The following is a 22,822-nucleotide window of genomic DNA, read 5'->3' as shown; positions in this document are numbered from 1 at the left end:
CCCCTCCTCGAAGACGTGTTCAGGAAAGCGAGTGATGCCGCATGGATGACACTGTAGACCTGACCGACGTGCTGACCGCCATTGCCGCCAGCCTGCAAGGCATCCGCTCTGAACTCCGGGCCATGCGCCTGGAACAACGGGCGGGAATGGGCATCAAGCTGACAGATTCTGACACCGCAGACCTCCAACTCGCTCTCACCGACGCCGACGAGATTGCCGAGGCGTTCGCGCCGTGTGAGGAGATGGAGATGGGGCATGTGCGGGTGCTGTCGTGAGCGCGGTGGAGGCGCTGCGCTTCACGCGGGGCGTACTGATCGGCGTACTGATCGGGGAAGCCGTTGTGCAGGTGCTGGGTTAAGGAGATATGCCATGAACACCGTCAAATTGAGACTTACCAACAACAGCACCATTGACCTTGCCGTTTCAGATGATGACCTCGATGCCGCCCTCACGCAGCTAGGTGAGGTGATGACGAATCCACTTTCCCTCTACACGACCGAGATGCACGGCGGAACGGTGACTGTGCCGGGGCGGAACATCCTCTTTCTGGAGGTAAGCGAGGTGGAAGAAGAGGCGACGGAAGAGGAAGAAGCCGAGGAATCCCCCAAGTACACGGTCACGATCTGTGAGATTCCGAGTTTTGAGGCGGCGAATGCGATTCGTCTAGCGGCTGAGAAGGCGACGGCGACCTCTGAGCCTCAAGTGCGATGAGCAAGCCAGAGGGGGTGAGCTATGAAGCAGACGCCCACCCTCGTCCAGCTCCTCAAGCTGCTGGAACAGGACTCGCGCAAGCTTGAAACGCAAGCCGTGCGGACGCTGCTGAGGGCATTCAAGGCGACTGACCGGGAAGCGGCGGCCCTGCTGCGAGAGTTGGTAAGCCTGATGCTCCTCCAGAACCCGGCAGACCGCTTTGCCGCCAAAGAGCGCCTGACCCGCATGGCGGCGGCGCTCTGGCCCGACCTCCCCCCGCCTCTCCTGCTGGCCGTACAGGATGCTGTACGCCTCGGCGGGGACGTGGGGGCCGGGATGCTGGCCGCGAGCGGTGCCCCGGCTGCGCTGACCATCGCGGCCCCGGCTGTGGAGGCGGCTGTGGGGGCCATTCCTGCCCGGCTCACGGCTATCTGGGGGGACGCACGGGCAGACCACGCCGCGCGGGTGGGCCGGGTGATGACACAGGCGCTGAGCGCGGGGGGCAGATATCCGGTTAGGGCAGAGCTTCAGAAGGCTCTACAGGTCAGCCGGGCCAGAGCGCAGATGATCGCCGTCACAGAGACACAGGCCGCGCTCTCCGATGGTCAGGCTCAGGTGTTCGACCGGGCACGGGATGACCTCGGCCTAGAGCTAGAGGCGGAATGGCTGGCCGCCCGCGACTCGCGTACACGCCCGTCACATCGTCGGGTGGACCGGGAGCGGGTGCCCTACGGCAAGAAGTTCAGCAACGGACTCACGCGGCCCCACATGCCGGGAGCACCTGCGGCTGAGGTGGTCAGGTGCCGGTGCAGTTTGGCCGTTCGAGTGAAAGGAGGTGACTAATGGCAGGAAAGAGAAAGCTGACGGCCCGCCAGATTCGGTGGCTGTTTGCAACTGGACGCCTCCGGGCCTCTGGCAAGGGCAAGGACCGCAAGGTGAGCTACAGCAAGGACGGGAATGGCCGCAAGGTGCCCAGCAAGGCGGAGCGGGATAAGACGCGGGCGGCGCGGATTGAAGCGGGTCGAGCAATGGCCGCCTACGGCGTTCGGAAGGCCGCCTTCCGGCAGAATCGGAGCGCCCAGGCCCGTGCCCTTGCAGATCAGGGCTACACGCTTTCTGTTCAGAGCAGTGCTCGCCGCCGTGCGGACGGCATGAAGTCCACTAAGGCCGCCGCCCGGATGGTGCAGGCGGAAAAGAAGCAGGCTAAGCAGGAAGCGCGGGGCAACCGCATCCGTGCCGCTCGTCAGGCAGCAGGCCGCAATCCGAAGGTGCAAAAGTTCCGGGCGATGGAAGAAACGCTAGGCCGCGACGGGGCGCTGAAGGCCCTCAAAAACCGCAGTCAGCGCATCGCTGCTGGCCGCGCCACATATGAGGCGTTCAAGAAACGCCGCAACAGCCTCTACAGCGGCTCGTTGTTCTAACCCCTGATTCGTGGGCCGCCCCTCACTGAGTGCGAGTTTAAGCCCCGCGAATGTCCGTACCCCCGCCATTGTGCGGGGCTTTTTCGTGCCCACATGCCGCTTCGCGTGCTGGATGACGAGAAGGGAGGTTGAAGCATGGCAAAAAGGCATCTGACAGCAAGACAACTCCGGTTTCTTCATGCGAAAAAGATTCTGCGCTCTTCGGGCAAAGGGAAGAACCGCAAGACCACCTATGACCGGGACCGCGCCGCTGCGGTTCATCGCCTCGGAAGGCGTGGCGTCAAGGTCAACAGTCGCCGGGGAGCCAGCCGCACGAATGCCAGCGGCAGGCATGTGTTCGGGGAGAAAGCGGCCCACCTGCGGAGTGGAGCAGGTGGGCGTCCCCCACAAGGGGCAACGAAGAAGGCCCGTGCCCTCACTGCCCAGCACAGGAATGCCCTGTATGTCGGGCATGGGGACAAGCCGTCAGGATACGGCGGCTCACCCGTGAGCTATGCGGGGAATGCGGGCCAGCGCGTCTACTCCCCCGCGCGCGGCTTTAGCAAAAGCACGGGCAGCAGCCGGAACATCCGTCAGGGCACCCTCCCTGGCAGGGCGGGGCGCTTTCGCGGCTCCCTCAATGGCCGGGTGGGTGAGTTGACGCGGGGGGAGCGCATCACGCTCGGCAACCGCAGGCTAGAGACGTTCATCGGTCAACAGGGGAGCATCATTCGCCAGAAAAACAACGCGGGGCGGAAGGAGATGAGCGCGAAGTTCCCCGGCAAGTACGCCGACACGGGTAAGCCGTTCGGGGCTGGTGAACGCATCTACTACGCCGACAGAACCGCGTACTCACGGCCCGGCTCGCTTTCCTTGCGCCGCTCGATCAACTGGACAAAGCCCGCCCCGACACGAACGGGCGAAGTCCGGCGGGCAGCAGCAGAGGCGGCGCGTATTCAATTCAACGTGCGGGGCGAGTCCCGCACCCCTCAAATCGGCATTGCCGACAGAATCAGGGGGCGCAGGGCGGGGCGGAACGGTCTGACCTCCAGTGCTCTGACCGCATCGTTCAAAAAAGAGCTGAAACGGCTGGGGCTGACGGGCAAGGGGAAAGCGAAAAGCCCAGGTTGAACCCTGGGCCTTCCGTCACCTCTTGAGCCGTTCGTCCACCGCGTCCCGTATCCATTCCGAGACGTTCACGCCCAGCGCCTCCAGCCGTTCCCGCTGATCGTCATAGAGCCGGATGTTGAACCGCTCGCTGAGGGCGCGTTCACCACGCGGTTTCCCACCCTGTTTTCCGTTCTCCCGGCTCGCCACGGTGCGGGCGTCCCAGCCCTCGGGCAGCAGGGATTCGGCGTGCAGCATGGCCGCGTCCCATGCGGGCGCGTCTCCCGCCTCACGCGCCCGCCGCAGGGCCGACCACGCAGGGAGGATGTGCCCCTCATAGAAGGCCAGCCCGGACCCCAGGCGCTCGTCAACGCGCCGGGACACCGCGCCCAGCTCCTCCCCGGTCCACTGCACGCCATCCGGCCCGCCGTGCCGCAGGTTGCGTTCCTGCCATTTCTGCCGCTCTTCCACGTCCGCCATCGCCTCGGCATAGACGTGGTCGCGGTAGCGCCGAAACCGCTGCTGGCGGCTGGCGCGGGCGTTGCCCAGGTTCAGCGGGGCGGGGCGGTCCTCGGGGAGGGTGGGCAGATCGTTCCAGCCGCTATCCTGTGTCATGTTCGTTGTCCTCTCGGGGATGAACAGTGAGGCCGGGGCGTGGAGTCCCCGGCCTCAACTCGTTTGGGTTAGAGCGCGGCGGGCACGGCCAGCAGGAGGCTGAGCGCTTCCGCGTAGGCGACGGCCTGAAGGCGGTAGAAGTCGCGGGCCAGCTCGCAGGCGGCGGTCAGGTAACGCTCGTCCGTCCACTGCGCGGCGGCGTCCGGGGTGCCCTCCTCGGCCCACTCGGTTTCCGGCTCGTCCTGCCGGGGTGCCCACCCGGTTTCGGGTCGTCCCTGCGCGGCATCGGCTTCGACCCGCCCGACATACTCGCTGGCCCGCTGGTAGCCGTCCGCGCGGCGGGTGGCCTCGTCGCGCAGGCCCTCCAGGGCGCTGGCGGCGTCTGCACCGTACTCGCTGCGGGCGAGGGCCGCCATCTGGCGGGTGATGCTGGCGTCACGGACGGTCTGGGCGGCGAAGTTGCGGGCGAGATCGGTGATGTTCGTCATGTTCGTTCTCCTGTCGGGGGCTGGGAGTTGTGGAGTTCCCCGATGGCTAGAGAGTACTCCCCCGGTTAGGTATTGTCAACACCTAACCTAAACTAGAGTAGCAGGCGTGGGCGGTCCCTCCACTGGAGCGCGATATAAGTCCCATGCCAAGCCCATCCCCGCCCACTGAGGCGGGTTTTTTCGTTTCTGCCGCTCCAGTGAGAGCGAGAGGAGGAGCCAATGGCTCGCAATTACCAGCAGTACCTGGACACCCACGAAGGCAACGCTGAAGAGGCCCTGAAGGCCGCCGTGCGCGACGTGGCGCAACGCGAATCGCAGAACACCGCCGCCCGCGCCTTCAAACGCGCCTACTCGCCCCTGATCGAGTCCCTGAAGCTCCCTCAAGACGTGGACACCGACAGCGAGCAGGAAGCGCAGACGCTCGCCGCCCGCGCCCTGGACAGCCTGGGACAGCCCGCCGCCGATGAGGAGACGGAGGCCGTCATTGACGCCCTGCAAGCCATCATCGAAACCTACGCCGACGCCACCGGCATTGACCTGCCCGCCCTGCTGGACGGCCTGCCCGAGAGTGCGACTGACGACGACGTGACCGCCCGCATCGACGAGGCGTTCGCGCCGCTGACCGCGCTTCAGGACCGCGCGACCCGTGCTGACCTTCAGGACGCTGCCGCGTTCGCTGGCAAGCCCGTAGAGGCCCTGGCGGATTACCTCGAAGGCAAGACCTGGGGCCGCCGCACCGTGAAGGCGGAAGACGGCTCTGAGCGCGAGGAATGGGGCATCGGGGAGGGTGAGAAGTTCAAGCCGCTGACCGCCGTGCCCGGCCTGCAAGCCATCGCCAGTGTGCAGCCGGACAAGCCCGCGCCCGCGCCGCTGCCTACGGGGCAACGGGGGGGAACGCCCAAGCCCAAGACGGCGGAAGACATCGCCTCGGAGAAGCGCAGCCGCCCCGAGTACACCATCTAAGGAGATGACCTGATATGGCAGACAAGACCCTCAGCCCGCGTGCGGGCTACGACACCAGCACGGCCCTGTTCGCAGGCCAGATTAGTGGCCTCAAGACCGAGGTGGACACGAAAGCCGGGCAGGCGCTCATGATTAGCGCCGCTGGCGGCTACCGCCTCTATGACGGTTCCCGCCCCTTCGTCGGCCTTGCCCCGGAGAGCGTCAAGGCGGGCGAGCCCCTGACCGTGTACGGCCTGAGCGTGCGCTTCAAGCTCAGCGAGGGCGAGCTGACGCCCGGCGCGAACTACTTCCTGAATGCCACGGGCGGTTATGCGGACGCCGCGACTGCCGCTGACGCCCAGGGCGCACTCCTCGCCGTCACCAAGTACGACGCCATCGTGATTCGCGTCGGGAAGCTCGCCTAGAGGTGAATTGACATGACTCAGAAGTACACCCATACGCACACGCTGGAAGACCTGCTGCGCGTGACCGACACCACGGCCATGAACTTTGGCATTGAGGATGTGGCCTCCGCTGTTCAGGCCGACCTTGACGCCCACAACGCCGTGCTTCAGGACATCGTGGCCGATTTCGCGGGCGTCACCACCGAGCGCGAAATGGCGAGCGGCGGCGCGGTCGACGGTGAAATGGTGGAAGTGGACAGCCGCGCCCGCAGCGCCACGCAGGGCATGGGCGAGCCGGGAAGCGTGGCCTTCCCCCTGCGCGACCATCAGTTCGCGGTGGGCTTTGAGGCGGACTTCCTGCGCCGCGCCACGCCCGCCCAGATCGCTGTCCGTGCCCAGCAGGCGCAGAAGGCCCACATCAACGGCCTGACGCGCGGCATCCGTAACGCCATTTTCAGCCCTGCCGACTACGTTTTCCGGGACCGACTGGTGGACCGCAAGGAACTCACCATCCGCGCCCTGGCGAACGGCGACGGCCAGCCCATCATCACTGGCCCGAACGGGGAGAGCTTCGACCCCGCCGCCCACACGCACTACAACGCCGTGGCCGGTGTGCCCACCGCCGTGGAGGTAGACAACTACCTCATCAGCGAGATCGCGGAACACCAGAACAACAACGTGATTCGCATCTACATCAACCGGGGCGACCTCACCACCTTTGAAGGGGTGGGCAGCTTCAAGGAATACCAGCGCCCCGGCCTGGTGTTCTACCCCGGCGCGGACGGCATCCCGCAGACCACACGCGACATTACCCGCACCGACAACCGGGCCGTGGGGATGCTTGGGGACGCGGAACTGTGGACGAAGCCGTGGGTGCCTCAGGGCTACGCGCTGGCCGTGAACGTGAATGCGGCGGACAAGCCGCTGATGATGCGTAACCCCACGGCGGTCGTTGGGCCTGTCGGTCTGTACCTGAAGGGCGCGATCACCACGTTCCCCCTGCAGGCCCAATACATGCACGCGGCTTACGGGCTGGGGGCATATAACCGCACGGCGGCGGCAGTGTTGCAGTTCGGCAAGGGCAGCACAGTCTACTCTGCCCCCACCCTTGGTTAAATCCAAACTTCCCGTCGCGCAATGCGAGTGATGTAATTGCGTCCCACCCCGTATGCGGCGGCAAGGGCGATAGAACTTTCTCCAGTGCTATAGCGCTGCCTGATTTCCTCTGCCTGCTCAAAGGTAAGTTTCGCCCGCCCCCCGCGCCCCTTGCGGTGCATGTCCCGCATGTTCTCAGCTTGAGAGCCGACGTACAGGTGGGCAGGATTGACACAGGCGGGGTTATCGCAACGGTGGCAGACCACCATATGCCGGGTGTTCTGATGCAAGTGCAGACGCATGGAATAGCGATGAGCGGCAATCCCCCCGCCTCGGTATCCAAAGCGCCCATATCCCTTCGCGTCCTTTGACCCTTGCCATTCCCAGCAGGCGTCTGGGGCAGGCTGATTCACCTTCTCCCAGAAACGTTCCTCAACCGGGCGCACGTTCTCCTGCTTATGGGCCTGATAGCAGGCACTTGAGCAAAAGCGCGTATTCGTGCTTGTGGCTTTGCGGCAAGGCGGCAAACGGTATCCCCGCTCGCACCATCCGCATGTCAGGACCGGGTTATCGGCGTTACGGGCCGCGTTATAGCAGGCGCGTCCGCAGTATTTACCGTTCCCCTCGCGCAACCTGAAGGGCTTGACGTAGAAGGACGTGCCGCAGTGCTGGCATGTAGTATTGGGTTGCATCAGAACCTCCAATGTTCTGGTGTCACGCCCTCGGCTGTCGCAAGCAGCGCGGGGGCTTAACTATTGGATTTTACCACGTCCCAGACGCGGAAAAGGAGTATTCCCTATGGCTAAAGAGATTAAGTACATCGTGGATGGCCGTTACGTTGATGCCCTCGGCAAAGACCTCGGTCCCGTTGAGCAGGAAAACCCCGAGCCTGAGCAGGAAGGCGAAGGCACCGCCAAGCCGCGCACCCGCAAGCCGACCGAGAAGGAATAAGGCGGGTGAGGGCCAGTGGAACCCGCTGAGTATCTGGCCCTGCGCGTCCCCGCCGATGCCCTGGGCCTGAGCGCGGCGCAACACGCGGCGCTGCTGGATAGCCTGCTGGACGAGGCCGTTTCTGTGACAGAGAACGCGGCGGCGCGGCGGGCGTGGGCGCTGGGGGAGCTGTACGGGTTGGAGGCTGCCTTCATCTCGCGGCAGCTTTCGGGGGGAAGCGGCGCTGAGGGCAGCTTCAGCTACTCGGACGTGTCTGCCCGCCTCGCCCGCGTGACCGCAGACCGCGATGCCGCCCGTGCCGAGTTCGCGCGCCTGACCACGCCTGACACGCCCAGAGGGGCGGTGCGCGGGAGTGGGAGCGTGAAGATCGTGGTCGAGGGGTGAACGATGTCCATCCGCGAGAACATCCGCCGCGCCGGGCACCAGCTCAAGCGGCTCATGCCCCATGACGCGCTCTGCCAGCTTCCGGGCACGCCTGGGGAGCCGGTGGAGGATGAGTGGGGTCAGACGTTGCCGGGAACGCCCACGCCCGGCCCGGTCTATCCCTGCTACGCCGCCCGCATCAGCGCGGAAGACGCGGTGAAGGCGGGGCTAGGCTCCTCCTCCGATACATGGCGGGTCGTGGTTGACCAGCCCGCGCCGATTACGCCTGAGTCCACCCTCACGGTCACGCTTCCCACCGGGGACGCCCTGGCCCTGACGGTCACGCAGGTGAGCGGCGTGGACCGGATAGACGCGCTGTGCCGGAGGTCGGGATGAGCGTAGAGAGTGCCCTTGCTCGGATAGAGAAGAAGGCGTCTCAGCGGGTGGCGGCGCTGGCGCTGGAATACCACGGCGACCTGCGCGAGACGCTTTCCGCTCCCGGTCAGGGCAGGCAGTATGGCAAGCACCGCGCCTCCGCGCCGGGCGACCCGCCCGCCGTACAGAGTGGCACGCTGAGAAATAGTATTCAGGCCGTGCAACTCGACCCACTCACCTGGGCGGTCGGCGTGGCGGGCAAAATCAAGCACCCCGCGTCTGGGGAGGAGGTGGGTAAAATCGCCACCTATCTGGAGTTCGGCTCCAGGCGGGTGGCCGCCCGCCCATTCGTGAGGCCGACGCTGGACGCGTTTAAGAAGCGGCACAAAGGCAGGCCATGAAAGCCGTCCTGCAAGCCCGCGCTGACGTGAAGGCGACCCTCAAAGCTGCTGGCCTTCCGACCGTCTTTCCTGATGAGGCCGCGCCCTCCGGGGCTGGCCCTTACGGGGTCGTCACGGTCATCAGCGCACCGCCCGAGGCTGACTGGGGCGGGGAGTGGGCCGCCGATACGCGGGTGCAGCTCGACGTGTGGGCGCTGTCCGCCGTCGCCTCGGCTGCGGCGCTGCCTGCGGACACCGCCCGCCTCGCCCTTGAGGGGGCCGGGTGGCAGCGCGTGCCTTCGGGTGCCCCGCCCCTTTCGTTCGAGGGAGAGCGGGACGCCCAGGGCCGTGTGTGGCACCGCGCCAGCATGGATTTTCGCCGCCTGACGTAGCAGCAACCAAGCCCCATTCAACCCCCCAGCACGGGGGGCTTTTTCATGCCCTGAGAGGGCAAAGGAGATTCACATGGCTAACCGCCGTCCTACCGCTTATGTGCGCCGCAAAGGCGTTCGCGTCCTGTATGCCCCCGAGGCTGCGGGCGCACCCGGCACCTTCACCACTATCAAGGACCACATCAGCGGCAACGTCAGCATTAACGACACCCGGCAGACGCAGACCCTCCGTGAGTTCGGAACGGATTATGGCGATTTCGACATGACCTGGGCCGAGGGCCGCAGTGGTACGGTGTCCCTGACCATCAACATGGTCCCCAGTGACCCCGGCTATGACGCTCTGCATGACGCCTACGAGGCGAACAGCTACGGCTACCTGTTCATCGAGGCACTGGACGAGCTGGCGACCCCCACCGGCCACACGCTGAAGTACGCGGTGCAGCTCTCGCAGTTCAATGTGACGCTGAACATGGACAACGTGGCGCAGGTGGCCGTGACGTTCGTGATTCAGGGTGTCGCCACCTTCACCACGCCCACCGTCACGCCCTGATGTTGCTGGCCGCCCTCCCTACTGAGCGCGGGTCTTGCCGCGTGATCGGCCTGGACTGCGTGCGGGCGGGCGGCGTTCTCCGTGTGGGGTTGCTCCTGTGTGATGGGGCAATCCCCGCGCAGGACGCCCCCGCCCGCTTTTTTGATGCCGACAACAAAGAAACCCTTTTGACGGTGCGGCTGCCTGAGCTTCAGGACGCCATGTATGAAGCCGTGGAACTGGAGATCGTGAATGCCTCTAATCCTTAAAAATGCTGTTGCCCTCGCGCCTAAGACCTCTGAAACCGTGGAGGCTGTAGGCATCACCATCCCTGTGTATCCCTACCTCACCACGGCTGAGAAGCTGACCTTCGCCAGCCTGGAGGGCGACCCTGCCTCGCCCCTGTTCATCCTGCGGGCCTTCAGCGTGTTCACCCAGTGGCGCTGCGAGCCTGTGGATCATGTGGCGTTCGAGCAACTGGCGAATGCCCCGCTTGAACAGGACGAAATCAGTGCGATTGCCACCGCCGTTTCCCGCCTCTTTGCCGCTACCCGTGAGAATGAGGCGGAAGGCGGGGCAGAGGGAAAACCGGGCAGGAAGAGCAAGAGCTAGACCTGACCACCGTCACGGCCCTGCTGTGCGCCAATTATCCCGCCGTGGACCCTGAGCGCATCCCCTACATGCCCTGGCCGATTGTGTCCGGCCTGCTGAACCGCCTCAGCATGATTGAGTTTCGCAGACACGCCCATACGGCGCTGCTGGCGCAGGTGATCGGCGCAACGATGGGTGGGGCGAAGAATACAGAGCTGGGGGATTACCTGCTGGGCTTCGCACGCCTGACCGAGACAGGCAAGGGCGGGGAAGTGCGCCTCACGCTGGCCGGGAAACAGGCCGAGGCTATGAGGCTGGGCCTCCGGCTGGGCGTGGTGAGTCAACGCCTGCTGAATCTGTTCAGCGCCTGAGTTTTCAAGTTTGAGAGGAGATGGAGCATGAAAGCAGAAATGAACCTCAGCACCAAGGACGGCATGGCCGTGCGGCTTGCTTTGGAAATCCCCGGAGCCGATGACGCAAACGCCCTGACCACCTTGTTACAGGTGGTGCAGGGCGCGGTAAGCTCAGTTCAGTTCCGCGAAATCATCGGCCAGGATGAATGGGGAACATCACTTACGTCGTCGGCTGAGCGGATGGGAAAACTGCTAGACGACAAAGAGCAAGTTTGGCCCCTCTCCCGCTAGGCCACGAAGTCCCGAATCATCCTCTCCAGTTGGGCGCGTCTTGCATCAGGTATTGAAAGCTGCATGTCCTGTGCCAGCCCATCAAACTCCGTCATTGCACGCTGGACGGCCACTTCTTTCTCCTTGCCTTCCAGCACGGCGACCTGCGCGGTCAGCCGGGCGACGTGAATCAGCAGGGAGAACATCCCATTCGGTATATCCATAGTTCACCTCCCTTCCCGCCAAAGGTAAGCCCCGGCACGCTGGCCGGGGCGAAGATTTGGGGGGGCGGGCTAGGGCTGGGGCTTATGTGGCTCTGGTTCAGAGATAGCAACAAGTTTGAGTCCGAGAGCACTGAAGATTTCGTTCCATGCTTCCGGCACCTTCCCGCTCTTGCCTTGTAGCAGGCGGTTCACGTTGCCACGTTCCATGCCCTGAATGGCGGCAACAAAAAAAGCCCGCTGGGAGCGGGTCTAGTGGAATTGAGCACGCTCAGCGTGCCCTATTCCTTCTCAGGCAAATCATCCTTGAGACTGAGCAGGACAAGGCGGCGGACATAGGTTCCGGGCCTCAGCCCCTCCGCCTCAGCACGAGCGGCAACGGCTCGATACTCCTCCTTGCTGAGCCTGACCCCTACCACGTGGGGGCGCTCAGTTGTCATAGGGCTTTTGGTGGGCTTTGGTGGCATAGGCAAAGGGTAAGCGGTCATGGAGGCATCATACCCTCCCCGTAAACTCTTGACAACACTTGTTAACGGGGATAGGGTGAGAACACCTGAAAAGCCCCCGCCATCTCTTGCGGGGACCGTGGGGGCTATTCAGGACTCACCCTTAGGAGGTGCGTTCATGCACCATTATGACGGCAAGTCCCCAGAAGTTCCCGCGCTGACTGGCCCCTGCGAACATTGCGGGCACCCCCACGCCTTTCACTGAGCAACAAGCCGTAGACTAGCCAACGCCGCCCTTCGGGGCGGTTTAAGCTGTGCCCCATGCAACAAGCTGTCGCCTGCCCCGTCTGCCGCTATGTCGGCCCGCCCCGCCGCGTCACTCCCGGCTCTTTTCTGATTGAGCTTGTCCTATGGCTGTTCTTCATCATCCCCGGCGTGATTTACAGCCTGTGGCGCTTGAGCGCCCGCCGTGAGGTGTGCGCGGCCTGCGGGAACCCACAGACGGTTCCGCTGAGCACTCCAGCAGGGCAAGCCATCCTGAACCAGAATCACAACCCTTAGCGCCCCGCACGGGGCTAACAGACCGCCTCCGGGCGGTTTTTTTCATGCCCCTGAAAGGAGGCGATATGTCGGAAATCTTGGATACTCTGGTCGTAAAGCTGACTGGTGAGCTAGACGCTCTACGCCGCGACCTGCGCACGGCCACACAAGAGACTGAGCGGGCGGGCCAGGAAGCTTCTAAAGCGTTTGGGGACGCCTTCAAGCGGCAGAATCAAGGAAAACTGTTCGAGAATGGCGAGTTTGGCAAACAGGGGCAGCAAGCCGGTGCAGAAGCTGGCCGGGAGGCCGCCCGCGCTTTTGACCGCAACTTCCAGACAAACGCCCAGCAGGCTACAGCAGGCACGGCGGGGCTGGGAGCGCAGTTTGTGGCCCTGCGAGGGGCCATAGGCGCTGCCACTGCCGCCGCCGCTGCCTGGACGGGCAATCAGATGATTCAGCAGCTTGTGACGCTCGCCAAAGAGAGCCAGGCTGCCGAGAATGCACAGACAGCTTTTGAGCGCAGTGTGCAGCGCAGCGGGCAGAGCGTGGCAGCCGCAAGCGGCATCATTCAGGGGCTGGCCGACAAATACGGCGTTGCAGACGCCACGGCCATGAAATCTGCCGAAACACTTCTTCGCAATGGCGCAAGCCTTCAGCAGGTACAGCAAGCATTTATTGCTGTGGGCGCAAGTGCCGCCCGTGAAGGTAAGAACATTGGAGAAGCGTGGGATGCCGTCTCGACTGCTCTAGTTACAGGGCGTTCGGAATTGGTAGAAAATTATGGACTGATTACTAATTTCGGGCCTGTTTATGACAAGTACAAAAAAGAAATCAAGGCAACGAGCCGTGAACTAACCGACCAAGAACGTATCACGGCTGGCCTGAATGCCATCCTGAAGGAAACAAAGTCTGAGGTTGCAGATCAGGATATTTATCTACGCGGCCTGACCAAAAGTGAAAATGACAATCTCAGAGCAAAGCAGGAACTCCGAAACGAGATAGGCGCACAACTCCTCCCCGCCGTCTCTGCCCTGATGGATGAACAGACGCGGGCGCTGAAGTCTGCGTTGGATTGGGCACAAACGAATAAGGACACCCTCAAGCCTGCTATTACTGCCGTCGCGGTTGCTGTTGTGGACGCCACGGGCGCTCTGCGCGTGATGCTGGGCCTCATGACCGATGTGGGCAAGGCAGCGGGCGGTATCGCCACCGTCCTTGTTGGGTTCGGTCTGGCCGTGGGCGGAGGTTTGGTGGGCGGGATTGACGCCGCCCTGACAGAAATCAAGCGGCTGTTCAGCACATCTATGGATAGCTTGCTTGCCCTCCAGAAAGCTTGGGGGCAGTTCAAGTCAGGTGACTTTAGCGGCGCGTGGGAAACAGTAGGCAAGGCAGTAGGGAACAACCTTGAGGCCATGCGGAGCGCCCCCGGCAACATCGTGAATGGCGTTCAGCAGGGGTCGGCCTGGGGCGTGGAATCGGTGAAGGCAGGGTGGGCGGATATTGTCGCCTTCGGAAGCGCCACAACTGACGCCGCCGCCGCCGCTAATGCTGCTAGCACCCGCATTCGGGAATCGTCTAAGAATTGGTGGCAAGACACGCCGAACACCACAGAGGGCGCGGCCAAGTTCTCCTATGACTTCATTTCGTCGCTCAAGGACACCTTCAAAAACGATTCCCGTGTTGCCTCTGATTGCGCCATCATCGCCTACGAAATCTTGAACAAGCTGGGCGTGAAGGTGAAGGGGACAGCGGTTCAGAATGCCTGGGTTCCCTCGTTAGAGAAGAACGCTCAGGCATCGGGGTTCGTGCAGGTCAAAGCCGATCAGGCGCGACCCGGCGACCTCATCATCTTTAAGACGGGCAATGGCGTCTCTTATGGTGCAGGGAGCGGGATGCACGCGGGCGTCGTGGCAGGGGTCAAGGACGGCCAGATTCAGGTCGTTGACAATCCCGGCACACAGAAGAACGGGCGTGACGGCATCACCCGCGTGCGCGGCATCGGAAGTGATCTGGGGCAAGCTACCTTTTACCGCGCCCCCACCTCACCCTTTGCCAGGGACAACACCCCCAACCCCGCCAGCGCCAAGGAATCCCCCGTTACCGCCGCCCAGATCGTCCGTGCCCAGCAGCTCACCGCCGCGCTGGAAGCGGCACAGGCGGCCCTCAAGAAAGACCCCAAGAGTGTCCCTCTCACGCAAGCGGTCATCACTGCCACGCGCGAGCTGGAGAAGTTCCAGAAGGCCAGCAGTGGCAACGCGGAAGCCCTGAAGGCCATTCAGAAGGAAGGGGCCAAGACCAGCGGCACGTATCAGGCGACCGCTTCCGACCTGAAAAATTACGGTTCCGACGCGCTGAAGCTGTTCAAGGCGCTTGAGGCCGCGCAGGCGACGGGCAGCAGCGAGGCCAAACGCGCCGCGCAGGCCAATGTGGACGCCTGGATAGGGGAGAGCAAGGCCAAGAAAGCCGTATTCGACGCGGAAGGAGCCGCCTACCGTGTCCGCCAGCAGAACGCGAAGCAGGCCGAACAGGACCAGGACAAGGCTGCCCGCGAGCGTGAGCAGCACACCCAACGCGCCGCCGCCGCCTACACCGCCGTCCAGCAGGCTGTCCGTCAGCAGGACGTGAAACGCGCCCAGGACGCCCTGGCCGACCTCAAGGACCAGCAGGCGGCCCGCCTCACGCTGGAAGGCAAGACCGCCGCTGACCGCGAGCGCATCGCCAAAGAGACGAACCCCCGCATTCTGTCGGCTACCTACGCGCTGAACGCGGAAATCAAGCGTCAGGCCGATGAGCAGGTGGCCGTGTGGCGCAAGAGCGCGGAAGCGAAGGCGCTCGGCACGGTCGCCGCCGATGCTGAGGCCGCCCGCCGCCTCGGGGTGAACCGCGAGAACGAACGGCAAGCGAACCTCCGGGCGCAGCGCGAGCAGCTCCAGGCCGTGCAGCAGGTCAGCGCCCAGCGCCAGCAGGAGGAAAAACAGCTTCAGCAGGAACTTTCCGGCCTGAAGGTGGAGAAGGCGGAAGCGACCGCCGCCCGCCTGAAAACCATCCACGATGCGGAAATCCGGGCCAATGAGGGCAACCTCGTCAAGCAGCAGGCCCTGATCGAGAAATACGCGGAAGAGGAATACCAGACGGCCCTGAAGCTGGCCGACATGAAGCGGGACCGCCGTGTGGCCGCCGCCAAAGGGCCGAACAAGCAGGCGGAAATCGACGCTGCGAACGCCGCCTATGACACTGCCGCCGCCGCCGCCCTCGCCACGCGGAATCAGGCCATCGACGGCGCGGCGAAGGCCACGACCAGCAGCATCCGCACGCTGCGGGAGGAATACAGCAAGCTGGCCGAAGGCATCCGCGAGAAGGTCAAGGCGGGGACCTTCGATGAGGAAGCCCAGCAGGCGGCTCTGAAGAGCTTCAACGCGCTGGGCCGCAAAGCCGAGGAGGCGGGCCTCTCGCAAAACACCTACATCGAAGGGGCGCGGAAATCCGCCTGGGCGACCGTCCAGGCCGGGGACGCCGCCGAGCACTACCGTCAGGGCCTCTCAGACCTTGATGACCAGTTGGAGGCCAGCGCCCAGGCCCAGCAGGCCGCCGCCGGGCAGGCCATTGCCCTCGCGGGTGATCTGGACGACCTCGGGGACCGGGAAGGGGCTATGGGCGTCCTGAATGCCGCTCTGGACGCCGTGATGGAGGCGGCAGGGCGCGGGGCAGTCGTGGGCGAAGCGGTCAGCCTCCTCACGGGTGAGATCGACCGTCTGAATGCCGCTCTGGACCGGGGGGCACTGGAGCAGGCGGCGCGGTTTCTGGAGGTCATCCGGGGCCGCGCCGATCAGGCCGCCGATGCGCTGGCCGTCATGGCCGATCAGGCCGCCGACGACAAGGATTTTGCCGACCGGGACACCGTGCGCGGCATGGGCAAGGCGGGCGCGGCGTCCCTGCTGGGCTTCCTGGGGGGCGAGGCGAACAGCTTCTTCGGGGAGCGGTTCTGGACCGAACTGGGCGCGGAAGGCCGTGACCGCTTCCGGGCAGAGCTGGGCAAGTTGGATTCCGCCGATTTTGCCCCCCTCGGGGAAGAGGCCATCCGGGGGTTCATCGCCGCCATCGGGGACGATGAGGAGTGGGCACCGCTCAAAGCGCTGCTGATAGGCCGCCTGACCCAGATTCAGCGGGATTTCTATCAGGGCCTCAAGCCGGGCAACTTTGAGAATCTTAAGCTGCCGGGCGGCAATGGCCTGAATGCGCCGGATTCGCAGAACATGATGATGCCGGGCGGGCAGGCGGCGAACTACTTCACCGAGTGGAGCAAGCAGCTCTGGGATATGGGGGACAAGCTGAAAGACCCCCTGCGGCTGGACGGCATCGTCAAGGACCTGGACGCCGCCTACACCGCCGGGAAGCTCACGAGTACAGAACTGGGCATCCTGAAATCCATCATCAGCAGCATCAACGCTGAGCCGCTTGAGCCGTTCCAGTCTGACGCCGAAAAGCAGTTTGAAGACGTGGTGAAGCAGGGCGATGAGCTGGTCAAGAGCTACGAGACGGGCAAGATCAGCCTGGAAGCCTTCGCCAATCAGGCCGGGCCGCTCTCGGAGCAGATGGAGCGCATGGCCGTCGCCGTGCAGGGCAATGGCGAGGAGGGCGCAAAGCTGTCCGCCTCTTACCGCGATCTGGCCGCGAATCTGCGGAACATGCTGCCGGTCACGGTGACGGCCACCGATAAATTTGACAAGCTCAAAACCCAAATCCAGCAGGTCGGGGCGGTGGTTCAGAAGACCTTCGCCCTGTTCGGGGCTGACAACGAGGTCGTGCAGGGCATCGGGCAACTGACCAGCGCCGCCGTGAGCGGGGTGGAGGCGTTCGCCAAGTTCAGCAGCGGTGACATTGTGGGCGGCATCATGGCGACCCTGGACGCCGTGATGAACCTCGGGCAGGCCATCGACAACCTCGACCCCGGCATCCGGGCGTGGAAGAAGAGCCTGCTGGAAGTGGCGGAAGCGGAAAAGAAAGTGGCGCAGGACGGCGTGGGCATGTTCAAAAACCTCTACGCCGATGCCCTGAAGGCCGACGCCGCCGCACGCGAGAAACTGGCAAACAGCAACTTTTTCACCCGCCTGTGGTGGGGCCTGACGGGCACTGGCCCCCAGGTCATGAGCGACGCCGCCGCCAAGCTCCAAATCACGGCGGCTGAGATTTTCGGAGAACTGGGGCAGACCCTCAGCAGCCTGCTGGATTCCAGCCTCATGAACGCCTTCGAGATGGGGGACTTCACGGGCACCCAGGAAGCCTTCGAGAAGTCCATGAATTCGCTCGTGGCGAAAATGGCGCTGAAGGCCATCGTCATGAGCAGCGGCCTGGAAGAACAGATCAAGGCGTACACCGATGCCCGCGCAAAGGCGCTGGAAAAGGACGGCATCTCCGCTGAGGAACAGGCCGAACTCGACCGCCTGATGGGGGGCATCCGGGCCGGGTATCAGGGCATCACCGACACCTGGCAGCAGGTGGCCCCGACCCTGCCGGGCTTCGGGCAGGGGCAGCCAAAAGCCCCCCCGTCCGGCTCCATCGCCGCTCTTCAGGCCGAAATCAGCGACCTGCAACAGAAACTCAGCCTCGCCACCACCGACGCCGAACGGGACCGTATCCGGGCCGAGATTGAGGCCAGAGAGAAGGAACTGACTCGCCTGAACGGGGAGAAAGCGGCGGCCCAGGGCAGCATCACCGAGTTGCAGCAGCAGCTCGGCACGTTGCAGGACCGCTACAACAACGCGACCACGCAGGCGGAACGCGACCGGCTCAAGGGACAGATCGAGGCGCTTCAGGGGCGCATCGCCGTCATGCAGGGGCAGCCGGAAACGGTGCCCGGTCTGGTGGACACCAAAGCCATCAAGGTGGAGATGCCCGCGAGCATCACCAGCTCTATCAACTTCGACGTGCTCAGCACGCTCAGCAGCAACGTCCTGACGCTCGCGCAGGCCCTCCCGCAATTTACGGCGGGGACGCAGGCATTTGTGGGCGGAGTCGGCGTCTTTGCGGCGGTGGCTGACCGTCTGGACCGGCTGCTGGGACGCAAAGAACTCGATTGGGGCGCACTCCGCTAGGAGGTGGAACATCAACATCACCGCAGGCAAAGGCGGGTCGGCATGGAAGCCGACCCGCATGTCATTCGAGGCGCACGACGCGCCGCCATTCGGCACGCCGGATGAGACGTTCAGCGCGGCGGCCATCACTGTGCAGCTCAGCTATGGCCCCCTGGGCACGTTGCGTTCGGGCAATATCGGCCTGTCCAGCGTGCCGAGCGCCTGGGAAGGCCGCGCATGGCCGCGCATGATTCGCGTGCGGCTGGAAAGCGAGCTAGGCACCGGCTTCATCGCGGCGGGCATCGCGGAGGCCGCCATCGTGCAACGGGGCGAGCTGAGCGGCATTCCCCTGGTCGGTCTGGAAACCACGTATCTGGGCCGTCCGGGGGACAGCAGCGCCGCGCTGAACGGGGCGGGCCTCACGCCGGGGGGGGCCAAAGCCTACGGCGTGACCATGCCCGCGCCGGACAGCAGCAAAACGCGCCAGCAGGCCGTGGACGACGCCCTGGAGCCGTACCCGAACAGCGAGGCGGGGGTGACGGCGGACCTGACGGGGGTGATCGGGCGGCCCGAGAGCGCCACGCCCGGCGTCTATACCCTCGACAGCCGCGCCTATGGCCTGCGCTCCCTCGGCTGGACGGTCACGGACTATCTGACCGACGCGACCTATCAGGCGGGGCCGGACTTCCCGGTGCGGACCTACAGCCGCCCGGACGTGCCGCCGTTCGCGCCGCGCCGCTTCGCCACCATTACGCCGGACCCGATGACGGAGACGGTGGACGAGCTGGCGACGGGCAATATCAGCAACAGCGGGGTGGGGCAGGCCTACCAGATGACCGGGGCGGGGAACACCACGCTCTGGGTGATGGACGCACAGGCCTACCGCGCGGCAGGGCAGCGCCCGGTGGACCTCGGCATCGTGCGGAAGTTGATTCTCCGCCTCCAGTACGAGGTGGCGATCAACTCGCCCTACCCCATCACGCTGACGGTGCGGATGAACCGGGGAGGCTTGCAGCCTGCCGTCCTGGGGGCCATGTCAATACGGCTCAGCGGCGTGTTCACGCAGGATTTCGAGGTGCCTGCCGAACTCTGGGGCTACGCCGCCATCCTGGCAAATACGGCGCTGACCGACGTGTACATCACGGTCAGCGGGGACGTGCCCAGCAGTGGCCCAGAGAGCGACCGCAACACGTTCAAGCTGATTTCGGCCCGCAGCGTCATCACCCGCGAGTATGAACGCGCCCGCACGCTCACCATGCCGCGCGGCTGGAACATGCCCTACGCGGTGGGGCCGACCTATGAGTTCAACCTGCCCGGCGTGCATGTGCCGCCGTTCCGGGTGGACGGCCTGCCCGGCGGCGTCTCGCAGTACGCGGCGGGTGCGGTCGTGACGTGGAACCGGAGTGAAGCGAGTACCCGCATTCTCACGGCGGCGCTGCCCTATCGGGGTCAGACGCGGGGGCGGACATGAGGGAACGCTACTGGCTCACGACCCCCAATGGGCGCATTCCCCTGCCCGGCACGCTGACGCCTTCCGCGCTCTCCCTCACGGCGGTCAGTCACAACCTCGTGCGGGGACGGGGCTACCGGGACGTGACGGACCTCAGCGACGGCCTCCCGGACCCCGTGCCGCTGACCCTGACGGGTGAGGTGCGGTTCAAAACGGAGGCGGAACTCAGCCTCTCCCTGCGCGAGTTGCAACAGGCGCTCCGGGCGGCCACGGCCATAGACCGGGACGGGCGGGGCGAGGTGGCGCTGGCCTCCAGTTCCCTGCTGGCGGTGCCTGCGGGCAGCCACAGTGGGCGGGCGGCGCTGACGGTGACGCTGATTCTGGCGAGCGTGCCGGACCCCGACAGCACGGATTCATTTTTCTGGTAGGAGAGACATGGCAAAGTTACTCGAAGTCAGTTTGAAAGTGCAGGCGCAGCCGGGCATGACGGGCAGTCCGGTCGTTGTGGAGTATGAGCGGTCCTACATGGTGGCCGCGCAGGCGGCGGGCGGGCAGTTCGAGGGGCAGGTGGGAGCGGTCACGGGCGGGTTTGCCTCCCTGCTCAACAAGGCCGGAAACGGCCCCCTGATGGTCTACGGCGGCGAGATAGGCGACCCCGTGCCGCCGCTGGTGAGGGTCCGAATAGTGCCACGCGGGCCAGGGGTGCGGGGTGTTCCCTGGGATGCAGCGGTCGGCCACCCCCGCGACACTGGAGGCGGGAAGTGGGACGGGTCCGCCCTCGGGGCCAGCGGCGCGGTCCTGGCGACCGAGGCGCAGATCACGAACCTGCTGACGGCGACGGCTCAGGCGCAAACCAACGCGCAGGACGCCTACGCTGCCGCGCAGGATGCATATGCGGGTGCTCAGGACGCGTATGCGGCGATGGGGGCCGCCAATGACGCGGCGAGCTATGCGGGCACGCAGGGAGACTACGCGCAGGCCCAGGGGGACTACGCCAAGGCGCAGGCGCAGCGTGCGGAGAGCCTTGCCAACACGGCGAAAGGGGAACCGGGGCCAGCCAGCACGCTGAGCATCGGAACCGTGACGACGGGCGCGGCGGGTAGCGCGGCCAGCGCCAGCCTGACAGGCGCGGCCCCGAACCAGACGCTGAATCTGACCCTGCCCGCTGGTCCGGCTGGCCTCACGTGGCGGGGAGCGTGGGCCGCCGCGACCACCTACGCGGTCAACGATGCCGTGACCTACAGCGGCTCCAGTTACCGCCGCAAGGTGGCCGGGAAGACCGCCACCGCCCCCAGCGGGGACAGCACCAATTGGGAGGTGATCGCGCAGCAGGGCGCAGCCGGGACCGGTGGCCTCGACCCCGCCGTGAACAGCCTTCAGGTGGGTGGCAGCGGGGCATACCGCGCGGGCTACGATGCCCCCGGCCAGGGGGAAGCGGCGGCCCTGAGCGTGAAGGGCGGCATCGTGGTGAAGGGGGAAGCCACAGAACACCATTTCGTGGCGAACTTCCCGCTGAACAACGTGGTGAGCGTGCAGAACCTGGCCGACGATGCCCCCAGTGCCGTCCGGTTTCTGGATAAAAACGGGTTGGAACGCGCCGCTATCGGCTACCAGAACCCCACGGCAGGCGGCACGGCACTGTGGGACGACATGGCCTACTGGGAGGCCAGCCGGTTCATCGACCGCACGAATGTCCGTGACCAGAGCAAACCGCTTCAGGGCATGATGATCGTCCAGACCGGCAACTACGGCGGGAACTTCTGGAGCTACGCGCGGCAGGAGTTTTTCCCCAACCTCGATATTGCCTTCTACGACAGCAAATCCGGCTCGAACCGGGGGAACATCAATCTGTTGCTCCGGGCCTCGGGCGGGGCGGAGTGGCGCGAACTCGCCGCCGACCCGACAAAACCGCCAGCCGGGCGGGTGGTGACGTATGCCCGCAGCGGGAAGTTCTGGGCGATGGACAGTGCGGGGAACATCTACCAGCTCGGGGCAACCACGGGCGGGGGGAGCGTCGTGTTTGTCCGGGCGTATTCGAGTGCCTACCGGGCAACCTCGCCGGGCAAGGCCATCGTCAACTTCGACACCATCACCGATGGTGCGGCCACCTTCAACGGGACCGTGTTCACCGTACCCTCAACGGGTATCTACGACCTGCGCTCCTCGCTGGTGTGCGTCAACCTGACCGATGGCGACGTGCTGAATGCGTCGTTTTTCGTCAACAACGTGGAGGCCGGAAAAGTCGGTGAGCACGTGGCGAAAATCAACGCCACTGGTGTCTCCGCCACGCTGATCGGTGGCACCATCATCCGGCTGAACACCGGGGACAAGGTAGACGTGCGCCTCGAAACCACCAACGTCTCTCGCCAGCTCTACGGCGGGACCGCGCAGATCACCACCTTCACGGCCTTCAAGCTGGCGTGATTCCGTAGCGACCCCAATCCCGCCCCCGCCCGCGCTTCAGCCCGCGCGTGGGGGCGCTCGCTTTGGCTGATTGAGGTGAGAGATGACGAACGTTCGCAGCAACGGTATCCCGGAGAACCGCGACCCCGACAGCGTGGACTACGAGAAGGTAGCGCCCGTCGCGCTGTACGTGTTCGACCAGGCGGCGGGGAAGATGGTCCCAGTGAAAAGCGGGCAACTGGGCGGAGGCGGCACCGGCGCCCCCACCCAGACCACCTCCCTCTCCCGCACCACCCTCGTCCTGACCGGCCAGGCCCAGGCCCTCCCCAACATCCCTGCCGAGGCGACGGGCGCGCGCATCGGCGTGGAAGGGGGCGTGGCTCGGATTGCGACCGCCGCACCGGACCCGACCCCGGCGGACGGCGAGCGGTGGGGGGACGGGAGCGTGTGGCAGGTCAGCGGGCCGGACCTGCGGACGCTGAAGGCCGTGGCGGCAGGTGGCAACCCGAAGCTGAGCATCACCTACACGAAGGAGAACTGAACATGACCATCAAGAACATCACCATCGGCCTGCAAAACGCGGTCAGCACCGACGGCACCACCATCACCGGGGACGGGACGGAGAGCAACCCGCTGACCGCGCACCTGACTGGGGACGGCTCTGGCGTCGGGCTGCCTTCGGGCGGCACGCCGGGGCAGGTGCTGACGCGGACACCGGGCGGCTATGGCTGGGCCACGCCTCCCCT

The 22,822-nt window shown here is 65.1% G+C and carries 31 protein-coding genes; 25 read left to right on the top strand and 6 right to left on the bottom strand.

Translation table 11 applies throughout. The features are described 5' to 3' along the window. Positions 1–41 precede the first annotated feature (41 nt). From DEIPH_RS03295 to DEIPH_RS19590, 5 genes are all read left to right on the top strand, one after another. Positions 42–275 (top strand): hypothetical protein, encoded by a 234-nt coding sequence (locus DEIPH_RS03295; RefSeq protein ID WP_034353816.1) that lies wholly within the window; start codon positions 42–44, stop codon positions 273–275. A 94-nt stretch (positions 276–369) separates the two neighbouring features. Continuing rightward, positions 370–711, top strand: coding sequence for a hypothetical protein (locus DEIPH_RS03290; protein ID WP_034353814.1), 342 nt, complete (start codon positions 370–372; stop codon positions 709–711). 21 nt (positions 712–732) lie between these two features. Then, a complete protein-coding gene (locus DEIPH_RS03285; RefSeq protein WP_034353810.1) occupies positions 733–1,533 on the top strand; it encodes a phage minor head protein in 801 nt (266 codons plus the stop codon). Then, entirely contained in the window at positions 1,533–2,111 is a 579-nt protein-coding gene (locus tag DEIPH_RS03280) for a hypothetical protein (RefSeq protein WP_034353807.1), read from the top strand. The genes DEIPH_RS03285 and DEIPH_RS03280 overlap by 1 nt, the downstream gene beginning before the upstream one ends. Positions 2,112–2,246: 135 nt before the next feature. Beyond that, the gene (locus DEIPH_RS19590) at positions 2,247–3,221 is read left to right on the top strand and encodes a hypothetical protein (RefSeq protein WP_152544770.1); all 975 of its coding nucleotides are present in this window, start codon (positions 2,247–2,249) and stop codon (positions 3,219–3,221) included. Positions 3,222–3,236: 15 nt separating this feature from the next. On the opposite strand, the gene DEIPH_RS03275 is transcribed toward DEIPH_RS19590, so the two are convergent. Both DEIPH_RS03275 and DEIPH_RS03270 read right to left on the bottom strand, forming a co-directional pair. Continuing rightward, the gene (locus DEIPH_RS03275; protein WP_034353804.1) at positions 3,237–3,812 is read right to left on the bottom strand and encodes a hypothetical protein; all 576 of its coding nucleotides are present in this window, start codon (positions 3,810–3,812) and stop codon (positions 3,237–3,239) included. A 68-nt stretch (positions 3,813–3,880) separates the two neighbouring features. After that, entirely contained in the window at positions 3,881–4,300 is a 420-nt protein-coding gene (locus tag DEIPH_RS03270) for a hypothetical protein (RefSeq protein ID WP_034353800.1), read from the bottom strand. 219 nt (positions 4,301–4,519) lie between these two features. On the opposite strand from DEIPH_RS03270, the gene DEIPH_RS03265 reads away from it, so the two are divergent. Genes DEIPH_RS03265 through DEIPH_RS03255 form a run of 3 tightly spaced genes read left to right on the top strand, consistent with a single transcriptional unit; the run spans position 4,520 to position 6,762 of the window. Continuing rightward, positions 4,520–5,263: a hypothetical protein gene (locus DEIPH_RS03265; protein WP_034353797.1), complete on the top strand. Its 744-nt coding sequence runs from the start codon at positions 4,520–4,522 to the stop codon at positions 5,261–5,263. Between the two features lie 14 nt (positions 5,264–5,277). Next, positions 5,278–5,667, top strand: coding sequence for a hypothetical protein (locus DEIPH_RS03260; RefSeq protein ID WP_034353794.1), 390 nt, complete (start codon positions 5,278–5,280; stop codon positions 5,665–5,667). A 12-nt stretch (positions 5,668–5,679) separates the two neighbouring features. Continuing rightward, positions 5,680–6,762, top strand: coding sequence for a hypothetical protein (locus DEIPH_RS03255; protein ID WP_034353792.1), 1,083 nt, complete (start codon positions 5,680–5,682; stop codon positions 6,760–6,762). Here DEIPH_RS03255 and DEIPH_RS20925 read toward each other — a convergent pair. Beyond that, positions 6,759–7,043, bottom strand: coding sequence for a hypothetical protein (locus tag DEIPH_RS20925; RefSeq protein ID WP_407636494.1), 285 nt, complete (start codon positions 7,041–7,043; stop codon positions 6,759–6,761). The genes DEIPH_RS03255 and DEIPH_RS20925 overlap by 4 nt on opposite strands. Positions 7,044–7,539: 496 nt before the next feature. Between DEIPH_RS20925 and DEIPH_RS20090 the strand changes: the two genes are divergently transcribed. From DEIPH_RS20090 to DEIPH_RS03205, 10 genes are all read left to right on the top strand, one after another. After that, on the top strand, positions 7,540–7,692 hold the full coding sequence (locus DEIPH_RS20090; RefSeq protein ID WP_161636026.1) for a hypothetical protein: 153 nt from the start codon (positions 7,540–7,542) through the stop codon (positions 7,690–7,692). 15 nt (positions 7,693–7,707) lie between these two features. Next, entirely contained in the window at positions 7,708–8,076 is a 369-nt protein-coding gene (locus DEIPH_RS03245; RefSeq protein ID WP_034353788.1) for a hypothetical protein, read from the top strand. A 3-nt stretch (positions 8,077–8,079) separates the two neighbouring features. Beyond that, positions 8,080–8,451, top strand: a complete 372-nt coding sequence (locus DEIPH_RS03240; protein WP_034353786.1) for a hypothetical protein — start codon at positions 8,080–8,082, stop codon at positions 8,449–8,451. Continuing rightward, a complete protein-coding gene (locus DEIPH_RS03235) occupies positions 8,448–8,831 on the top strand; it encodes a hypothetical protein (protein WP_152544769.1) in 384 nt (127 codons plus the stop codon). Before DEIPH_RS03240 ends, DEIPH_RS03235 begins: the two co-directional genes overlap by 4 nt. Beyond that, positions 8,828–9,202: a tail completion protein gp17 gene (gene gp17, locus DEIPH_RS03230; RefSeq protein WP_034353779.1), complete on the top strand. Its 375-nt coding sequence runs from the start codon at positions 8,828–8,830 to the stop codon at positions 9,200–9,202. The genes DEIPH_RS03235 and gp17 overlap by 4 nt, the downstream gene beginning before the upstream one ends. Before the next feature lie 73 nt (positions 9,203–9,275). Continuing rightward, positions 9,276–9,752: a hypothetical protein gene (locus DEIPH_RS03225; protein ID WP_152544768.1), complete on the top strand. Its 477-nt coding sequence runs from the start codon at positions 9,276–9,278 to the stop codon at positions 9,750–9,752. Positions 9,753–9,793: 41 nt separating this feature from the next. Beyond that, positions 9,794–10,000, top strand: coding sequence for a hypothetical protein (locus DEIPH_RS03220; protein WP_152544767.1), 207 nt, complete (start codon positions 9,794–9,796; stop codon positions 9,998–10,000). Beyond that, positions 9,984–10,343 (top strand): hypothetical protein, encoded by a 360-nt coding sequence (locus DEIPH_RS03215; RefSeq protein WP_152544766.1) that lies wholly within the window; start codon positions 9,984–9,986, stop codon positions 10,341–10,343. The genes DEIPH_RS03220 and DEIPH_RS03215 overlap by 17 nt, the downstream gene beginning before the upstream one ends. Positions 10,344–10,387: 44 nt before the next feature. Then, the gene (locus DEIPH_RS03210) at positions 10,388–10,693 is read left to right on the top strand and encodes a hypothetical protein (RefSeq protein ID WP_034353768.1); all 306 of its coding nucleotides are present in this window, start codon (positions 10,388–10,390) and stop codon (positions 10,691–10,693) included. Between the two features lie 27 nt (positions 10,694–10,720). Beyond that, positions 10,721–10,966 carry a hypothetical protein gene (locus DEIPH_RS03205; RefSeq protein ID WP_152544765.1) on the top strand — a complete coding sequence of 82 codons (246 nt, stop codon included), beginning with the start codon at positions 10,721–10,723 and terminating at the stop codon, positions 10,964–10,966. Here DEIPH_RS03205 and DEIPH_RS03200 read toward each other — a convergent pair. Beyond that, positions 10,963–11,151, bottom strand: a complete 189-nt coding sequence (locus tag DEIPH_RS03200; RefSeq protein ID WP_034353762.1) for a hypothetical protein — start codon at positions 11,149–11,151, stop codon at positions 10,963–10,965. The two genes, DEIPH_RS03205 and DEIPH_RS03200, sit on opposite strands and share 4 nt — an antisense overlap. Positions 11,152–11,447: 296 nt before the next feature. Next, complete coding sequence (locus tag DEIPH_RS20920; RefSeq protein WP_407636493.1) at positions 11,448–11,606, bottom strand: plasmid mobilization protein; 159 nt, start codon at positions 11,604–11,606, stop codon at positions 11,448–11,450. Between the two features lie 327 nt (positions 11,607–11,933). On the opposite strand from DEIPH_RS20920, the gene DEIPH_RS20915 reads away from it, so the two are divergent. After that, positions 11,934–12,173, top strand: coding sequence for a YqaE/Pmp3 family membrane protein (locus tag DEIPH_RS20915; RefSeq protein ID WP_152544764.1), 240 nt, complete (start codon positions 11,934–11,936; stop codon positions 12,171–12,173). Between the two features lie 119 nt (positions 12,174–12,292). Here DEIPH_RS20915 and DEIPH_RS20085 read toward each other — a convergent pair whose 3' ends face one another. Further along, positions 12,293–12,820 (bottom strand): hypothetical protein, encoded by a 528-nt coding sequence (locus DEIPH_RS20085; protein WP_034353760.1) that lies wholly within the window; start codon positions 12,818–12,820, stop codon positions 12,293–12,295. Between the two features lie 744 nt (positions 12,821–13,564). Here DEIPH_RS20085 and DEIPH_RS03190 point away from each other — a divergent pair. From DEIPH_RS03190 to DEIPH_RS03165, 6 genes are all read left to right on the top strand, one after another. After that, on the top strand, positions 13,565–18,244 hold the full coding sequence (locus DEIPH_RS03190) for a CHAP domain-containing protein (RefSeq protein WP_034353757.1): 4,680 nt from the start codon (positions 13,565–13,567) through the stop codon (positions 18,242–18,244). 58 nt (positions 18,245–18,302) lie between these two features. Then, entirely contained in the window at positions 18,303–19,694 is a 1,392-nt protein-coding gene (locus tag DEIPH_RS03185) for a hypothetical protein (protein ID WP_034353754.1), read from the top strand. Then, positions 19,691–20,101 carry a hypothetical protein gene (locus DEIPH_RS03180; RefSeq protein ID WP_034353751.1) on the top strand — a complete coding sequence of 137 codons (411 nt, stop codon included), beginning with the start codon at positions 19,691–19,693 and terminating at the stop codon, positions 20,099–20,101. The genes DEIPH_RS03185 and DEIPH_RS03180 overlap by 4 nt, the downstream gene beginning before the upstream one ends. Before the next feature lie 7 nt (positions 20,102–20,108). Beyond that, positions 20,109–22,097 carry a hypothetical protein gene (locus tag DEIPH_RS03175; protein ID WP_152544762.1) on the top strand — a complete coding sequence of 663 codons (1,989 nt, stop codon included), beginning with the start codon at positions 20,109–20,111 and terminating at the stop codon, positions 22,095–22,097. 82 nt (positions 22,098–22,179) lie between these two features. Next, entirely contained in the window at positions 22,180–22,617 is a 438-nt protein-coding gene (locus tag DEIPH_RS03170) for a hypothetical protein (protein WP_034353747.1), read from the top strand. A 2-nt stretch (positions 22,618–22,619) separates the two neighbouring features. Beyond that, a partial coding sequence (locus tag DEIPH_RS03165; protein ID WP_034353745.1) for a hypothetical protein occupies positions 22,620–22,822 on the top strand: 203 nt, incomplete at its 3' end.

This window comes from Deinococcus phoenicis (genome assembly GCF_000599865.1).
In the GTDB taxonomy this organism is placed as follows: Bacteria; Deinococcota; Deinococci; order Deinococcales; family Deinococcaceae; genus Deinococcus; species Deinococcus phoenicis.
Note: the sequence above shows the minus strand (reverse complement) of the source record. Positions and strands in the feature narration are given on the sequence as shown.

Excerpts from the sequence above, each read along its gene's own strand:
- DEIPH_RS03295 (WP_034353816.1), top strand. The coding sequence starts at position 42 with ATGGATGACACTGTAGACCTGACCGACGTGCTGACCGCCATTGCCGCC.
- DEIPH_RS03290 (WP_034353814.1), top strand. The coding sequence starts at position 370 with ATGAACACCGTCAAATTGAGACTTACCAACAACAGCACCATTGACCTT.
- DEIPH_RS03285 (WP_034353810.1), top strand. The coding sequence starts at position 733 with ATGAAGCAGACGCCCACCCTCGTCCAGCTCCTCAAGCTGCTGGAACAG.
- DEIPH_RS03280 (WP_034353807.1), top strand. The coding sequence starts at position 1,533 with ATGGCAGGAAAGAGAAAGCTGACGGCCCGCCAGATTCGGTGGCTGTTT.
- DEIPH_RS19590 (WP_152544770.1), top strand. The coding sequence starts at position 2,247 with ATGGCAAAAAGGCATCTGACAGCAAGACAACTCCGGTTTCTTCATGCG.
- DEIPH_RS03275 (WP_034353804.1), bottom strand. The coding sequence starts at position 3,812 with ATGACACAGGATAGCGGCTGGAACGATCTGCCCACCCTCCCCGAGGAC.
- DEIPH_RS03270 (WP_034353800.1), bottom strand. The coding sequence starts at position 4,300 with ATGACGAACATCACCGATCTCGCCCGCAACTTCGCCGCCCAGACCGTC.
- DEIPH_RS03265 (WP_034353797.1), top strand. The coding sequence starts at position 4,520 with ATGGCTCGCAATTACCAGCAGTACCTGGACACCCACGAAGGCAACGCT.
- DEIPH_RS03260 (WP_034353794.1), top strand. The coding sequence starts at position 5,278 with ATGGCAGACAAGACCCTCAGCCCGCGTGCGGGCTACGACACCAGCACG.
- DEIPH_RS03255 (WP_034353792.1), top strand. The coding sequence starts at position 5,680 with ATGACTCAGAAGTACACCCATACGCACACGCTGGAAGACCTGCTGCGC.
- DEIPH_RS20925 (WP_407636494.1), bottom strand. The coding sequence starts at position 7,043 with ATGCGTCTGCACTTGCATCAGAACACCCGGCATATGGTGGTCTGCCAC.
- DEIPH_RS20090 (WP_161636026.1), top strand. The coding sequence starts at position 7,540 with ATGGCTAAAGAGATTAAGTACATCGTGGATGGCCGTTACGTTGATGCC.
- DEIPH_RS03240 (WP_034353786.1), top strand. The coding sequence starts at position 8,080 with ATGTCCATCCGCGAGAACATCCGCCGCGCCGGGCACCAGCTCAAGCGG.
- DEIPH_RS03235 (WP_152544769.1), top strand. The coding sequence starts at position 8,448 with ATGAGCGTAGAGAGTGCCCTTGCTCGGATAGAGAAGAAGGCGTCTCAG.
- gp17 (WP_034353779.1), top strand. The coding sequence starts at position 8,828 with ATGAAAGCCGTCCTGCAAGCCCGCGCTGACGTGAAGGCGACCCTCAAA.
- DEIPH_RS03225 (WP_152544768.1), top strand. The coding sequence starts at position 9,276 with ATGGCTAACCGCCGTCCTACCGCTTATGTGCGCCGCAAAGGCGTTCGC.
- DEIPH_RS03215 (WP_152544766.1), top strand. The coding sequence starts at position 9,984 with ATGCCTCTAATCCTTAAAAATGCTGTTGCCCTCGCGCCTAAGACCTCT.
- DEIPH_RS03205 (WP_152544765.1), top strand. The coding sequence starts at position 10,721 with ATGAAAGCAGAAATGAACCTCAGCACCAAGGACGGCATGGCCGTGCGG.
- DEIPH_RS03200 (WP_034353762.1), bottom strand. The coding sequence starts at position 11,151 with ATGTTCTCCCTGCTGATTCACGTCGCCCGGCTGACCGCGCAGGTCGCC.
- DEIPH_RS20920 (WP_407636493.1), bottom strand. The coding sequence starts at position 11,606 with ATGACAACTGAGCGCCCCCACGTGGTAGGGGTCAGGCTCAGCAAGGAG.
- DEIPH_RS20915 (WP_152544764.1), top strand. The coding sequence starts at position 11,934 with ATGCAACAAGCTGTCGCCTGCCCCGTCTGCCGCTATGTCGGCCCGCCC.
- DEIPH_RS03190 (WP_034353757.1), top strand. The coding sequence starts at position 13,565 with ATGCGGAGCGCCCCCGGCAACATCGTGAATGGCGTTCAGCAGGGGTCG.
- DEIPH_RS03185 (WP_034353754.1), top strand. The coding sequence starts at position 18,303 with ATGTCATTCGAGGCGCACGACGCGCCGCCATTCGGCACGCCGGATGAG.
- DEIPH_RS03180 (WP_034353751.1), top strand. The coding sequence starts at position 19,691 with ATGAGGGAACGCTACTGGCTCACGACCCCCAATGGGCGCATTCCCCTG.
- DEIPH_RS03175 (WP_152544762.1), top strand. The coding sequence starts at position 20,109 with ATGGCAAAGTTACTCGAAGTCAGTTTGAAAGTGCAGGCGCAGCCGGGC.
- DEIPH_RS03170 (WP_034353747.1), top strand. The coding sequence starts at position 22,180 with ATGACGAACGTTCGCAGCAACGGTATCCCGGAGAACCGCGACCCCGAC.